The sequence below is a fragment of the Lederbergia citrisecunda genome, assembly GCF_018343695.1.
GTDB lineage: Bacteria > Bacillota > Bacilli > Bacillales > Bacillaceae_C > Lederbergia > Lederbergia citrisecunda.
The window spans coordinates 142,857-156,649 of sequence record NZ_JAGYPJ010000001.1 but is presented as its reverse complement, the minus strand read 5'-3'; the positions used below and the strand labels follow the sequence as shown (position 1 = coordinate 156,649).

Annotated in this window: 13 protein-coding genes; 4 read left to right on the top strand and 9 right to left on the bottom strand. The window is 34.4% G+C overall.

Annotated elements, in window-relative coordinates:
* Positions 1–29 precede the first annotated feature (29 nt).
* Complete coding sequence (locus KHA93_RS00735) at positions 30–1,055, top strand: mechanosensitive ion channel family protein (RefSeq protein ID WP_213108967.1); 1,026 nt, start codon at positions 30–32, stop codon at positions 1,053–1,055.
* A 148-nt stretch (positions 1,056–1,203) separates the two neighbouring features.
* Here the strand turns inward: KHA93_RS00735 and KHA93_RS00730 are convergent, their stop codons facing one another.
* Positions 1,204–1,683, bottom strand: coding sequence for a hypothetical protein (locus KHA93_RS00730; RefSeq protein WP_213108966.1), 480 nt, complete (start codon positions 1,681–1,683; stop codon positions 1,204–1,206).
* Positions 1,684–1,981: 298 nt separating this feature from the next.
* On the opposite strand from KHA93_RS00730, the gene KHA93_RS00725 reads away from it, so the two are divergent.
* Positions 1,982–2,386, top strand: a complete 405-nt coding sequence (locus KHA93_RS00725) for a hypothetical protein (protein WP_233711004.1) — start codon at positions 1,982–1,984, stop codon at positions 2,384–2,386.
* A gap of 56 nt (positions 2,387–2,442) precedes the next feature.
* On the opposite strand, the gene KHA93_RS00720 is transcribed toward KHA93_RS00725, so the two are convergent.
* Positions 2,443–3,138 carry an RluA family pseudouridine synthase gene (locus KHA93_RS00720; RefSeq protein WP_213108965.1) on the bottom strand — a complete coding sequence of 232 codons (696 nt, stop codon included), beginning with the start codon at positions 3,136–3,138 and terminating at the stop codon, positions 2,443–2,445.
* Positions 3,139–3,467: 329 nt separating this feature from the next.
* On the opposite strand from KHA93_RS00720, the gene KHA93_RS00715 reads away from it, so the two are divergent.
* A complete protein-coding gene (locus KHA93_RS00715) occupies positions 3,468–3,890 on the top strand; it encodes a cupin domain-containing protein (protein WP_233711003.1) in 423 nt (140 codons plus the stop codon).
* 296 nt (positions 3,891–4,186) lie between these two features.
* Here KHA93_RS00715 and KHA93_RS00710 read toward each other — a convergent pair whose 3' ends face one another.
* Together KHA93_RS00710 and speD are read right to left on the bottom strand one after the other, a co-directional pair.
* Complete coding sequence (locus tag KHA93_RS00710) at positions 4,187–4,369, bottom strand: hypothetical protein (RefSeq protein ID WP_213108964.1); 183 nt, start codon at positions 4,367–4,369, stop codon at positions 4,187–4,189.
* 127 nt (positions 4,370–4,496) lie between these two features.
* A complete protein-coding gene (speD, locus tag KHA93_RS00705) occupies positions 4,497–5,309 on the bottom strand; it encodes an adenosylmethionine decarboxylase (protein WP_213108963.1) in 813 nt (270 codons plus the stop codon).
* Positions 5,310–5,876: 567 nt separating this feature from the next.
* On the opposite strand from speD, the gene KHA93_RS00700 reads away from it, so the two are divergent.
* Complete coding sequence (locus KHA93_RS00700) at positions 5,877–6,056, top strand: PspC domain-containing protein (protein ID WP_213108962.1); 180 nt, start codon at positions 5,877–5,879, stop codon at positions 6,054–6,056.
* A gap of 69 nt (positions 6,057–6,125) precedes the next feature.
* Here KHA93_RS00700 and glsA read toward each other — a convergent pair whose 3' ends face one another.
* The 5 genes from glsA to KHA93_RS00675 form a co-directional block, all read right to left on the bottom strand.
* Positions 6,126–7,055 (bottom strand): glutaminase A, encoded by a 930-nt coding sequence (glsA, locus tag KHA93_RS00695; RefSeq protein WP_213112709.1) that lies wholly within the window; start codon positions 7,053–7,055, stop codon positions 6,126–6,128.
* Between the two features lie 173 nt (positions 7,056–7,228).
* Positions 7,229–8,602, bottom strand: a complete 1,374-nt coding sequence (locus KHA93_RS00690) for an MDR family MFS transporter (protein ID WP_213108961.1) — start codon at positions 8,600–8,602, stop codon at positions 7,229–7,231.
* 266 nt (positions 8,603–8,868) lie between these two features.
* Complete coding sequence (locus KHA93_RS00685) at positions 8,869–11,472, bottom strand: putative bifunctional diguanylate cyclase/phosphodiesterase (protein WP_213108960.1); 2,604 nt, start codon at positions 11,470–11,472, stop codon at positions 8,869–8,871.
* Between the two features lie 326 nt (positions 11,473–11,798).
* The gene (locus KHA93_RS00680) at positions 11,799–12,770 is read right to left on the bottom strand and encodes a phosphotransferase enzyme family protein (protein WP_213108959.1); all 972 of its coding nucleotides are present in this window, start codon (positions 12,768–12,770) and stop codon (positions 11,799–11,801) included.
* A gap of 145 nt (positions 12,771–12,915) precedes the next feature.
* Positions 12,916–13,653, bottom strand: a complete 738-nt coding sequence (locus KHA93_RS00675) for a polysaccharide deacetylase family protein (RefSeq protein ID WP_213108958.1) — start codon at positions 13,651–13,653, stop codon at positions 12,916–12,918.
* Positions 13,654–13,793 lie beyond the last annotated feature (140 nt).

The following is a 13,793-nucleotide window of genomic DNA, read 5'->3' as shown; positions in this document are numbered from 1 at the left end:
GGGTACATCTCGAATGAGGGGGATTTTGAATGGAGCTATTTCAAGACATCTCTTTTTTTAAAACATTATCGCTAAAGGAAATTCTTTTATTCTTTGTATATGTATTGATCATTCTTATCGTAAAATGGGGGTTGCTTTACTTCTTAAGAAGATGGATGAAATCCGATTGGTCTAAAGACCGCATTCTTCCTACAATTATAGCAATCCTAAACTGGGCTACCTTTTACGGCGCGATACTTTTGTTTCTTTTTTATTTTTCTAATGAATCATGGGTCTTTTCACCCATTTACGAAATGGATGGGGTCGAGGTTTCCTTATTCCTCATTATTGTCGCCATTATGATTATCACATTTGCAAGCAGACTTGTAAAAACATTTAACACCCACATAATGCCTTTTATTTATGAGAAGTTTGATATCGACATTGGATTAAGCTTTACGATTAATCGGCTTATTTACTATGTCGTGATGATTATCGCGTTGATCATAAGTTTTCAAACGGTCGGATTAGATATGCGTGCATTTGTAGTCTTCTTAAGCACTCTAGGAATCGGAATCGGATTCGGCTTGCGAAATGTCGCCGCCAATTTTGTTTCGGGAATTATTATTTTATTTGAACGGCCGATGGAGGTAGGGGAAACTATTGAAATTGAAGAGAAAGTTGGACAAATTTCAAAAATCAACTTAAGATCTACTGTCATCACACATAAAGGAGGGAAATTAGTCGTTCCAAATCAATATTTTATCGAGCAAATCATCAATAGTCGGTCTGGAGAACAATATACCGCAGAAGTTAGAGTTAGTGTCTCGTTTGGCACAGATTCTAAAAAAGTTGAAATGTTGCTCCATAAAGCAGTAGAAAGATTACAAGTCTCCTCTATTCCTACTATTCGTTTTATTGCTTTTAAGCAATCCGCCATACAATTTTTAGTGGAGCTTCCTGTTCAAAACAGTACCGAGAAAGAACAAATTGAGAATAATTTACGTCACTCCATCTCCAATATTTTATCTAAACATAACATTAAACTGGCTGATTGCCTGGAATTGAAACAATGACAAGATTATTAACATTTTAAATCGCAATATTTCAAGAGAAAGCTTCCTTGTCAATATTCACATAAGGCAAATGAAACTCTCTCATAGAATTTACCCAGAAACAACTGAACCCGTCCTGATGGCTTGCATACACAATCAGGGCGGCTACTTATTTATTTTTATAAAATCCCAAAGGAGAGTACGTATATAACAAAGCTACAAATCCATTAATCATTAGAAACAATGACCACATAATACTTGTACGATTAATTGCTTTATTATGAAAAATGTCTCCCGTTTCACTGTTGAATAAATCTGAAATAATATGAGTTGATAGTAACGGCGAAGTAAATTCGATTACAAGCAAAATATGAATCAAAAGAAAAACGCTAATATGCATTAAAAAACCTTGCTTAATGGACTTAGCGTAATCCTTATTAGGAGGAATTCGCTTGTCCTCTATGGACAAGGATTTACCCTTTAGTATCATTATTTTTCTTTTAATATACATATCCAGCTTTTGAATGTTTTGATTTCCAAATGTTAAAGCATAAAAATAAATGATTAATATGGTAATTTGAAAAAATGATATCCGTCCTGTATTTACATAATCCATAACGGCAATTGGTACATCTAAACATTCAAACATAATTGTAAAAGCCAAAAAAATAAATTTGGCTTTTGTATCAAACCAATATTTGAGCACCAAAAAAGTAATAAAGGCTATCCAAAATAATACCTCTAGCCCAATTAAAAAGTGCCATTTGTATGTGGATATTATCTCTATCAAACTTATCCCTCATTTCCACACAAAAAGGTCCTTTTTTAATCTATGAACAATCATTTAAATGAATGCATCATAACTAGTTATGTATCTTTCACTTTAAGTCATATTTTCTTCCAAAACACTATAAGATAATATATCTATTATTGTTGGAGGGAGAATCTTGAAAAATAATCAGGATACTTTAATTACAGGAGAAATGCTCATTAATTATTACGAGCTAAATAAGAAGAAAAAAGAAATCGAAGTTGAAATGAATCATTTAAAAACGATCTTTCATGACTTTTTCGACCGTCAAATTGGCTCCCTTGATAAAGGCGAAATAATATTAAATGGATACAAACTTCAAAGGCAAATAAGAAAAGCAGAAAAATATAACGAAGAAGAAACGGTTAAAAGATTGGAAGATTTAAAAATGAATGACCTTATCCAAGTTGTTAAAAAACCTGACGCACTAAAAATCAAATCTGCTCTTAATCTTGGTTTTTTACAAGAGAAAGATCTTGAAGGCTGTATTATAACGACTGCCTCCCCAGCGATATCAGTTAAACCTATTACGCCTAGATAAAATAAAAGCAGAAGCATTGTTTAAGGGGTTTAATATAAAAAAATCAAAGGGCCCAACTATCGGGTCCTTTGATTTTTTAAGTAGCCCCACAAATCCCAAGGATATTCTTTTGGTGGAAATGAGAAAAACTCTACCATATCTTTTTTTGTTGGATGTGTAAATGCCAATGAATTGGCCCATAATGCAATTTGCTGTCCAGGCTTATTAAGGGACTGACCATATTTCTGGTCACCAAATAAAGGACAACCCACTTCCGATAACTGAACTCGAATTTGATGAGATCGGCCGGTTAGAATCCGTACTGCGAGCAAGCTGAGGTCTCCATTCTGCTCAATTACTTCATATTCAAGAATCGCTTTTTTTCCTTCTTTGTGGGTGGACGGAACTGTATAAACTTTGTTTTTTCGTTGATCTTTATAAAGATAATGTTCCAATACTCCTTTTTTTCTTGGAGGAGTACCTCTTACAATAGCTAAATATTTTCTGTCCATCGTTTGCCTGCGAATCACATCAGATAATCTGGAAGCTGCTTTAGATGTTTTGGCAAATACCATAATACCTCCAACAGGACGATCAAGGCGGTGGACAAGACCAAGATAAACGTCCCCTGGCTTATCATATCGAATTTTTATATCTTGCTTTAGTAAAGACTGTAAATCTACATCTCTAGTATTATCTTTTTGTACAGGAATATTTACAGGCTTTGTAATTACAAGTAGATGATTGTCTTCAAATAAAATAGGAATGCGCATTTAGTTCCTTAACCTTTCGTAAATGGTTAAACATATAGATATAACCTTAGATCACTTAATTATAAGTTAATCTATACAAAGGAACAAATTAACTTTGGAAGAACAAAAACCCCAGGGCATGACTATGATAAAGAGTAACACAGGACGTGGCGGTTTTAGTCAACAGCTAGACAGTTCAAACCTTTTAATGATAACCCCAACTTTACTAATGTCTATAGCGCTCCAAGATTAGATGTAAATATTTTAACTTTTGAATGTTTTCTTGCTATTTTGAATGGAAAGATGCACTATTTATATATATAAATGTAATAATAATCGGAGGATGGAATATGTCTAAAGTTACAATTTCTGAACTAATCTTAAATACTAGAAATGGCCAAACTCTAGCACCTGAAGGTTCAAATATTACAATCGCCGAATGGAAAGCGGAAGGTACTCCTGAGGGTGAAACACCGATGTTCATTGCTCCACTTCATTTGCATCATAAAGATGATGAAGCATGGTTTATATTAGAAGGTACACTTGGATTTCAGATTGGAGACGAAACAATCGAAGCTAATCGTAATGAGGCCGTAATCGTACCACGAGGAACACCTCATACATTTTGGAATCCAAAACAAGAGACTGCACGATATCTTATAATCATGACTAAGCAGACTAAAACATTGATCGAAGCCATTCACAGTACTGAGGACCGTAATCCAGAGTTTATGAAAAAACTGTTTGAACAGTATGGAGCTGAATTGCTTTAATATGATTGTCTATCATGCAAATTATTTACTGAAAAAGTGATGTAGGTATAGAGAGATGGAATGCAATTCACGACCATTTTTACTATTGATCTGTTTCATCGCGAATAATTGATGACCTTTACAATTGATTTTTCAATGCTTAGGGTGTCAATCCCTGGATTGGCCACCTTCAACGATGGTTTTTTCCTTGCTCAGGGCATCAATCGACGGATTGGTGACCTTCAGCGGTGGTTTTTTCCATACTAGAGCAAGGGAGCTGCCCAATACTATATAATCAGCTCCCTTTTACATGTGAATCAGTGCATACCGCTCCATTCACCTTGGTTTTTAGATTTTTTCTCTTTTTTAGCTTTTTCTTTATGGGCACGATTGGCGTTCGCACTGCCAAATTCTTTTGAGAACTCCGAATCAACTTTACTTGAGTCAAATCCTTTTTTATTTTTTTGTTCAGGATCATTTTTCTTTGTTCGCTTTGCCATGAGTAATCCCTCCTTCGTTTCTTTAGTATTAGAATTGAAGTCGGAAATATACTCCTGTCATTATTATGTAATGACAGTACGAACTCCATATAAAAAAAGCCAGAGTCACTTTTCTTTGACTTCCTGATTATTTTTCATAAATATTCTTCCCGTAAAATATTTCATCCATTTCCTTAGTAATTCGTTCTGTCATTTCCGCTGCGTCTTCGGAACAAAGATTTTCTTTGGAAAGTCCAAATAAATAATTATTTAAATCAAATTCTTTTAGCTTACATTTTGTATGAAAAATATTCTCTTGATAGACATTGACATCAATCATATCAAAATCTTCCTTTAGATCATCAGGAATATAGTTCTGAATAGAATTAATTTCGTGGTCGATAAATAATTTATGACCATCCTTTGCTCTAGTAAATCCACGAACCCGATAATCAATTGACATAACATCTGTTTCAAACGATCGAATCAAATAGTTCAATGCTTTTAATGGTGATATTTCTCCGCAAGTAGATACATCAATATCTGCTCTGAATGTACTAATCCCTTCATCTGGGTGAAATTCTGGATACGTATGCACAGTAATATGACTTTTATCAAGCTGGATAACTACATTGTCAGGAAGTGGTCCAGGTGACTCTTCATACGATTCTGCAGGTACCTCGACGACCGGTCCTTCTGAGACAAGCATAGTTACACTTGAACCTTGGGGCACATAATCTTGCTTCGCAATATTTAAAACATGTGCACCTATAATATCCGCTACGTGTTGTAAAATTTCTGTCAACCTATCGGCGTTGTATTGTTCGTCAATATATTCCAAATAAGCTTCCCGATCCTTTTTCGTCTGAGTATAACAAATATCGTACATATTGAAGCTTAATGATTTAGTCAAATTATTAAATCCATGCAGTTCAATCCGCTGCTCAGGAGTGAGTTTCATACTACTTCCCTCCCCTATGTATCGTTTCTTTAAATAAGATATTGTTATGTTACCCTTTCTGTGAGATAAAAAACAAAACTATCCATTATCAATGCAATATGTGAAAGAAGCTTGTATATTTTCTCCTCTTCTACAGCAAATATATTACTACATACGATTTGCATGTCTTTATATGTAGAATGGTTTCTAGATTATAGAGGATTTTCATATTTACTGAGGCTTAAAATTATTGTTGAAGTTCTCTTGTCTTTCGATTAATGACGATTCAAATTATCAGCTAAAAAATTGATCTCTACCATCGTATTGCTTTTCAATACATATCTATTTTATCTAATCTATTGTCGAAATTTTCTCTTAGAGAGACTACACCAGGATATGCTACAATATTGATTAAGAGCATGATTTTAGAAGATGTGCTAGAACTTAGCTTGGATTGATATCATTCCTTAAAATAAACTGGCTAAACGCTATGTATTAAACTAGGGTTAAAATCTATGGTAAAAGTCCTTTGGAAGGAAAAGTTACTCACTGTTAGTAAAACATATTTTTGAAAAGGAAGTGATTATATTGAATAAATTAACTAAATCTTCAAAAGACATAGTATTGCAAGGAGTATGTGCAGGAATCGCAGAGTTTTTTGGGATTTCGCCTTTGATTGTCAGACTCATATTTATCTTTACACCAGGATCCCTTCTTATTTATATCCTTCTAGCTCTTACATTGCCTGAAAACCGTTCATTATCGTAAGTATGGTATTTTTTATCTATGGATACAGATTTTCTTTTATCATTGTTGAAACTTTTCCTTTCTGCCATCTTAAAACATACTTAATTGATAATTTTTAGAGAGTAGCTCCAATAGTTTGATGCCAGCAATGCTATTTCCTTTTTCATCTAAAGCTGGACCAAATATTCCAATACCAAATTTTCCGGGAACTGCACCCATGATTCCGCCGGAAACACCACTTTTTGCTGGGATACCAATTTTTATCGCAAATTCACCAGAAGCATTATACATACCACACGTAACCATGAATGTTTTACATATACGAGCGATATGAACAGGAATAATTTGCTTACCACTTTCTGGATCCATCCCATCCATCGCAAAAATCATCCCGATTCTTGCTAATTCCAAGCAATTCATTTCAATAGAGCATTGTTTAGTGTATAAATCAATTAACTCTTCAACATCTTCTTCAATGATGTGATGGTGTTTTAAAAAATAGCATAGAGCCCTGTTTAAATATGCTGTATTATATTCTGACTGCGCTACTTCTTCACAATATTGAATCGATGAATCACTCGCCATTTCTCTTATAAAAGATAGAAGGCGTTGAAATCTTTCATTAATGCCATTTCCTTTTATCATATGGGTTACAACAAGGGCTCCTGCATTAATCATTGGATTCAGTGGTTTGGCTGGTGACAATGTTTCTAATTTAGCAATTGAATTAAAAGGATCCCCTGTTGGTTCCATGCCCACGCGTTCAAATACGTAGCTTTGCCCCCTATCCATTAATACAAATGCCAGGCTAATTACTTTTGATATACTTTGAAGAGTAAATTTCCTATCGATATCACCAGCTGATATACATTGCCCATTAGGGAACTGTATGGCAATGGATAAATCATGCGGATTAGCTCTTCCTAGCGCAGGGATGTAATCTGCCACTTTTCCGTCTTTTGTATATTTCTTTGCCTCTTTTACTAGAACATTTAATTCATCATCCGATTGACATGGCATTTTTATCACCCAAACATAGTATGAACCAATGTTTGGAATATCACTCAACTTTTTCAATTCCTTTGGGGTCATTTCTCACAATTTTTAAGCCACCTGTCCCATGAAAAATAGGCTGTCTGAAATCCAATACTATGGAATCTCAGATCAGCCTATTATAAATCAGAAAATTGTACTTAATGTAAGGCAAGCTCCCTGCCTTTTTTACTCAAAAGTACCCCTGTCACTACCATAGAGCATATTCCGAGTATGAGCAGCAAAATAAATACATTGTGCAAGCTTGATTCTAGAGCAAATCCTTTTAATTCATCGCTTAACCATAATCCCGAAACGGCAATCCCGATTGCTTGGCCAAGATTTTTTAATAAATTATGGGAGCCCATTGCCACTCCGCGAATCTCCCATTCCACCGAAGATTGAACGGCTACGGTAAAGGCCGTATAAGCCAATCCAAATCCTACGCCTAAAACTCCTGTTACAACCATCATCCATGTCACGGTTGTTTCTGTTCGGAAAAATACTAACCCAATACATCCGATGATAATAATCGCAATTCCACCTAAAGTAATATGGGCAAGCGGCTTTCTACTCATCCACTTACCCGCCAAGAGAGCACCAAACGGCCATGTTACGGACATTGGTAGCATGGCAATTCCGGAAAATGTGGCATTTAAATTTGTAACACCTTGTACCCACAAAGGAATATAAAACGTAATGGTCACAAGAATAAAACCTAATAAAAAACCTACCGCATTAGAAATCGTAATAAATTTATTTTTGAATAAGGAAAGCGGCAGCATTGGCTCTCTTCCCTTTGCCTGAATCCAAAGAAATGCGCAAAGTCCTACGAAAGCCACAATAAATAAAATCGATATATTGCTTGTCACTTGTTTATATTCTTTCACTAACGTTAAAGCATATAAAAAAGCGCTCATACAAATAGTAAATGTTAAAATGCCAGCATAATCAATGACTTGTTTTTTCTTTTCAATATGCTCATGCAAGGCCACCCATAAAAGAATCAAGGATATGATTCCAAAAGGAAGGTTCATAAAGAAAATCCAGTGCCACGAAATCGTATCGACGATAAAACCGCCCGCAAGAGGACCAAAAATACCGGCAATCCCCCATACACTACTCATCCATCCTTGCATTTTTGCTCTCATGTTAAATTCAAACACATCACCAATGATGGTAAAAGGAATCGTCGACAATGCCCCAGCCCCGATTCCCTGAATAAGGCGGAAAATAACGAGCTGCTCCATATTTTGTGAAAGACCCGAAAGCATAGAACCGACTAAAAATATGAGCGTCCCGATTGTAAACATTAACTTTCGACCATATAAGTCAGCCATTTTCCCAAAAATCGGTGTGCTGATAACTATCGCTAATAAATAGATCGAAATCACCCATGTATATAAATGGCTCCCACCAAGATCTTCTACAATCTTTGGCATCGCAGTACTTACGATTGTTCCTTCAATGGCTGTAAGAAATGTTGATATTAATAACGCGATGACAACGGATTTTTGTTTTGTCTCTCTATTCAATTTTTCTCTCTCCTTTATTAAAAAAGCATAAGCGCTTTGCTCATCGACTTACAAACTTCAGGGCCTTTGACATATCGTAGGGAAAACGACCATAAGTTTGTTTCGATGGCATTGCACTATACACTAACAACAAACATTCTCAATGATTCAGCTTTATAAAGTATAGCAAATTAATTTCCTATATACACTCAGCCAAATCCTCCCATTATAAATAGCAAAAGCTGCCTAAAATAAGACAGCCTTTTATTGAAAAATTGAACTTATTCCTATTTCATTTTCGCATGATCGTTTAAAAGCAAGGATTCTATCTCTTCAGCGGTGATTGGTCGGCTAAATAAATAACCTTGAAGCTCGTCACACCCCATTGACATTAATGTATTTCTTTCATCTTTTGTTTCAATTCCTTCTGCCACAACATTTAGTTGAAGTCCTTTTGCCATACTTAGAATGGACTGAACTAATCGGGACTTTTTCATATTTTGATGGATATCCGATATAAATTGCCTATCAATTTTTATTTCATCGATTGGTAACTGTAATAATGGATATAAAGAGGAATATCCCTTTCCGAAGTCATCGATTGATATTAAGACACCAATATCTTTTAATTGTTTAATAATACTTGCTACATAGTCTAAATTTTTGATAAAAACACTTTCCGTTATTTCTAGTTTAATATATTCAGGGGCTAATCCGGATACTGTCAATGCTTCCTTCACCATGGAAACCAAAGAATCTTGTTGAAATTGTTTTGCTGAAATGTTTACAGAAACAGGAATTTTTGGATACCCCCGATCCTGCCACTCTTTATTTTGTTTGCATGCTTGGATTAAGGACCAGCGATCAATTTGTAATATTAACCCAATTTCCTCAGCAATAGGAATGAATGAAGCCGGTGAAACAAAGCCGAGTTCTGGATCAATCCAGCGAATCAACGCTTCCATACTTGTGATTTTGTCGAATCGATATTTTGGTTGATAGTAAAGTTCAAAATCACCTTTATCGACAACTAGTCTCAATGAATTTTCAATAAGGAGTCGATCATCGTATTTATTTCGCATCGATTCATTGAAAAAGTGAGCAACGGTTCCTCCCTTTTCTTTGGAATGGTACATGGCAATATCCGCACATTTAACAAGACTATCAACATCTTCCCCGTCTTCAGGATACATACTAATACCAACGCTTGCTGTCACATAAAGCAAGTGACCTTGAATTGTAAAAGGAGACGAAAACGCTTGATCCATCTGCTCTAAAGTTCCCTGTACTTCTTCTCTATCTTTCATCCTTAGAACGATAACAAATTCATCTCCGCCTAATCTAAAAATTTTACGATTTTCTTCATTTAATGTGCGAAGTTTTTCTGCAACTAATTGAAGTAAAAGATCTCCTGTCACATGTCCTAGAGTATCATTAACTTGTTTAAATTGATTAATATCAATAAAAATAACAGCAATAGTAGAGGAAGGATGAGTGTAAATTAAGCTTTTTACATAATCTTGAAAATGTCGACGATTCGGTAGCCCCGTCAATACATCATAAAAAGCTAAATGATTTAATCTAAACTCCGATTCGATTAACTGTTCTGTCTGCTCCTTCAATTTACTATTTATTTCGTTACTTTCTCGAAAAGACTGTTTAAGTTTTTCTGCCATTTCCTTTAAATTTTTTGAGAGCAAACGAAGTTCAGAAACATGACCTTGGGGCCATTCAATTATTTCATTTTGTACAAGCTTTTGCGGTAAATGTGTCGTTGCCATAGTCAGTTGTCTAATGTTATTCATAAAAATGCGACTAACCGTCTGAACAAAGATTATAATAAAAATCGCAAAAATAAATGAATATCCGAGTTGCTCTAAAAAGATACTATATATCTTATTTTGATATTGAGAGATAGGAAGCTGAACAATAATTTTTAATGATAGCGGTTCAAATTCTTCTATGTATAAATAATATCCCTTACTCCATTTGTGAATAGGGTAGCTATTATCCCCCTTTGGTAAAATGACCATAAAATCCTTATCATTGCTAGGGATAATATCGTTATTTTTCAGTTCAAATACAGTTTGAGAAGGAACATTTGTTGAAGTTGAAGCATACACAAGATTATTTGAATCACTGATGATGATGTCGAAATCATGGGATTGATAATGTGAAATCATATCAGCTAACTTACTAGTCTGCAAATCGTCCTTTTTCCAATTAGACATATCCCTTTTTAATAGTGTCACGTTGTTTTTCACAGCAAAAATATTATCTTGATCTAAGGAATCCTTTGTATTCCACACATTCGTCATAACACTAAAAAAGAAAGGAATAATGATGGAAATGAACGTAATATGCGTTATAAATTGATGAATTGAAACATTGTTACGATTCACTTTATTATTTTTAAAAAACTTATAAAAAGGAACATAAGCTAATAGCATATCCGCTATTAAAACATTAAATAATCCATTAACAACCGTTTTACATATTTGAAAATAAAGAGCACTTCCTGTCAAATAGGAAAGGTTGATTAACAAAAGACCTATCAAACCAATAGTCAGCCAAAATAAAGTATCAACAAAAAACATTTTTGCTCTTCTACCATTATGAAAAAAAGCACCTACAAAAATGATTTCCACTACTAACAAAGCATGCAATGCTACATATGAATAGTGATGTGGGATAAAAAGAAAAGCGAGCAAGCCTGTAATTATTGCATGTCGCATACCAAAGAGACGAAGCATTAAAAATAAAAAAATACTCGTAAAAGCAAAGGAAATTCCGTAAATAAATGTTAAGTTCAAGCTCGACGATAAAAGAATAAGTCCTAATAAAAGAATAAATAGCAAAACTTCACTATTCCATAATTTATGTATAAACATATAAACAATCCTATCTATAAGAAATACATTCTTTCTTTATTATTCATAATAAACAGAAAGAGTAATGGTTGTAAACTGTGCATTATTAAGGAAGTGCTGGCTCCATTAGCTAGACTAATATTCACTTTTTGAAAAAAGCTGATTGCCAGAAGACAATCAGCTCAGAGTGTTACATATTAATTTTCAAGTAGATTTAGACTTATTGACAACCTTTTCTTTCGGGGGGCAAAACCTTCTGTAAAGTGGAGTTGCCTTACGCGACAATGATCAACGAAGAAAGCAATTGTTTGTCAGCCGTCTGAGCTAATTACTAGAAGACTATTCTATTAGCCTTCCTTATGAAATTCCGATCTCGCGTTATCTAGTATGCTAATAAGTTTGGCTCTGAGAGGTTCATACCAAGAAGGTGCATCAGCCATTTCACTATTTTTCAATGATCTTTTTATTCGTGCAAAACGATACAATTTTCCAAGTCTTTGGAAGTTCAAAAAGTGACTAAAAACTTCATCTTCCAAATGGATAACCGAAGTGTATCCCTTTATAAAGGAGTTTATTAGAGGAAAATTATCGTTTTCATATAAATCAGCCAGCGCCATCACGATATCCATCGCGAACCAATGATACATCGAATCATCAAAGTCTATTACTTCAAATGAATGACGGCTCTTCTTGTAAAAAATATTATCTAATTGAAAATCATAATGGATCAATCCAAACGTTTCAGGTGAAGTAGGCAGATTTTCTAGCCAAAGAGTCAAATTTTCCAACTCTACCTTAGCCTCATGCTCATCAGGATATGTTTGGATTACATCCTCTATCATGTTAAGCATATCACGCCAACTTTTTCTTTTCACTCCAATAGGATTATATAATCTTGATAGTGAATGCAACTTAGCGAGTGACCTTCCCCATTCTTCGCATTGTTCCTCGTTAATATCATCATCTAATAAAATCCCACTAGCTGAACTAAATACAACAGCAAAATATCTACCTTCTGGGTACTCTTTTGTTTCAATCAGTCTGCCATTTAAAGAAGGAATCGGATGGACAGAAGGAAAATCATGTGATTTCAGATATTGAATAAAATCAAGCTCTGCCATTATTTCATCAAATGGTTTTTCCTTTTCTAAAGTAAATCGTAAAAAAAATCTCTCTTGTTTTTGCGTAAAGGCATATACGAAATTTGAACTCGCGCGCCAAAACTGTAAAGACCCTTTATCATGATCCCAGTTTTGAATAAGATTTTTGGCAATAACATCATCGGATAAACCTTTAAGCATCGTTCTTAAGTTTAACATTAAATAAGATCTCCCACTCTCTCCTGTGAGGATCAACAGAGCTACTTTGCCAACCCTCTCATCATTTTGAAAATTTGCAAACACGTCATTTTCAAAATTCACCCCTTCCCTCTGTTCTATGTAAAAGTTTACCACAAAAGTTATCTTATGGATTAACTAACTTTATGAAGGCAGACAACGTCGTACTATTATTGATTCGCACTCTTTTCATTTCATATAAGGAATCCGAGGTATTTGCGATTCCTGGTTTAGTTGTGACGGCATATTGATAATATTTTCTTGCTTCTTCAATTACTTTGTCGTTATATATACCAGAAGGATAAGCGAGTGCTGTGATATTTTTCCCCGTAATCTCTTCAAGCTTTGTTTTTATATCACTCAATTCAGTTATGTAATATGGAGTTTCTGTTAGATCAGGATGTGTTTCCGTGTGAGATTGTACAGAAATTATTCCCGAATCACTCATTTCCTTTAATTGACCTCTTGAAAGTCCGCCTTTCGTATCGATCTTCCTTCCTAACATAAAGATCGTCGCCTTCGCTTGAAAAGAAGAATCGTTTAACGCCTTTAAAATGTTGTAGGCATTCAGACTATTTTTATATCCATCATCTAGTGTAATTATTATTGGTTTCTTTATATTTTCGAGATTAGGAATATCATCAAACGTAATTGGAGTAAATCTTTCAGATTTTAAGTATTCCATTTGCGCTTTGAAATTTTTCGGATGCACGAAATGTTCCTTATATCCATATCCTTTATATTCATCTATGGAATGATACATTAAGATCGGCACATCATATTCATTTTCTGCAGCATGAATAGGTACATTTGAAATCAACGTCAGTATTAGTACTATTAATGTAACTTTCCTAATGAATAACATAAAAAATCCTCCTTCAAACTACGGTAAGAATCATTTTATTTTACCGTCCGTTCAAAGGAGTTATTCATGAAAAGGCCTGATGTTAGCAAGTAACTGAAAAGTTCATATTGAGTTCATAAATTTAATGTAGGATTATTTAT

What these genes read in the sequence shown, in the direction of transcription:
- KHA93_RS00735 (WP_213108967.1), top strand. Translation starts at nt 30, where the DNA reads ATGGAGCTATTTCAAGACATCTCTTTTTTTAAAACATTATCGCTAAAG.
- KHA93_RS00730 (WP_213108966.1), bottom strand. Translation starts at nt 1,683, where the DNA reads ATGTTTGAATGTTTAGATGTACCAATTGCCGTTATGGATTATGTAAAT.
- KHA93_RS00720 (WP_213108965.1), bottom strand. Translation starts at nt 3,138, where the DNA reads ATGCGCATTCCTATTTTATTTGAAGACAATCATCTACTTGTAATTACA.
- KHA93_RS00715 (WP_233711003.1), top strand. Translation starts at nt 3,468, where the DNA reads ATGTCTAAAGTTACAATTTCTGAACTAATCTTAAATACTAGAAATGGC.
- KHA93_RS00710 (WP_213108964.1), bottom strand. Translation starts at nt 4,369, where the DNA reads ATGGCAAAGCGAACAAAGAAAAATGATCCTGAACAAAAAAATAAAAAA.
- speD (WP_213108963.1), bottom strand. Translation starts at nt 5,309, where the DNA reads ATGAAACTCACTCCTGAGCAGCGGATTGAACTGCATGGATTTAATAAT.
- glsA (WP_213112709.1), bottom strand. Translation starts at nt 7,055, where the DNA reads ATGCCATGTCAATCGGATGATGAATTAAATGTTCTAGTAAAAGAGGCA.
- KHA93_RS00685 (WP_213108960.1), bottom strand. Translation starts at nt 11,472, where the DNA reads ATGTTTATACATAAATTATGGAATAGTGAAGTTTTGCTATTTATTCTT.
- KHA93_RS00680 (WP_213108959.1), bottom strand. Translation starts at nt 12,770, where the DNA reads ATGTTAAACTTAAGAACGATGCTTAAAGGTTTATCCGATGATGTTATT.
- KHA93_RS00675 (WP_213108958.1), bottom strand. Translation starts at nt 13,653, where the DNA reads ATGTTATTCATTAGGAAAGTTACATTAATAGTACTAATACTGACGTTG.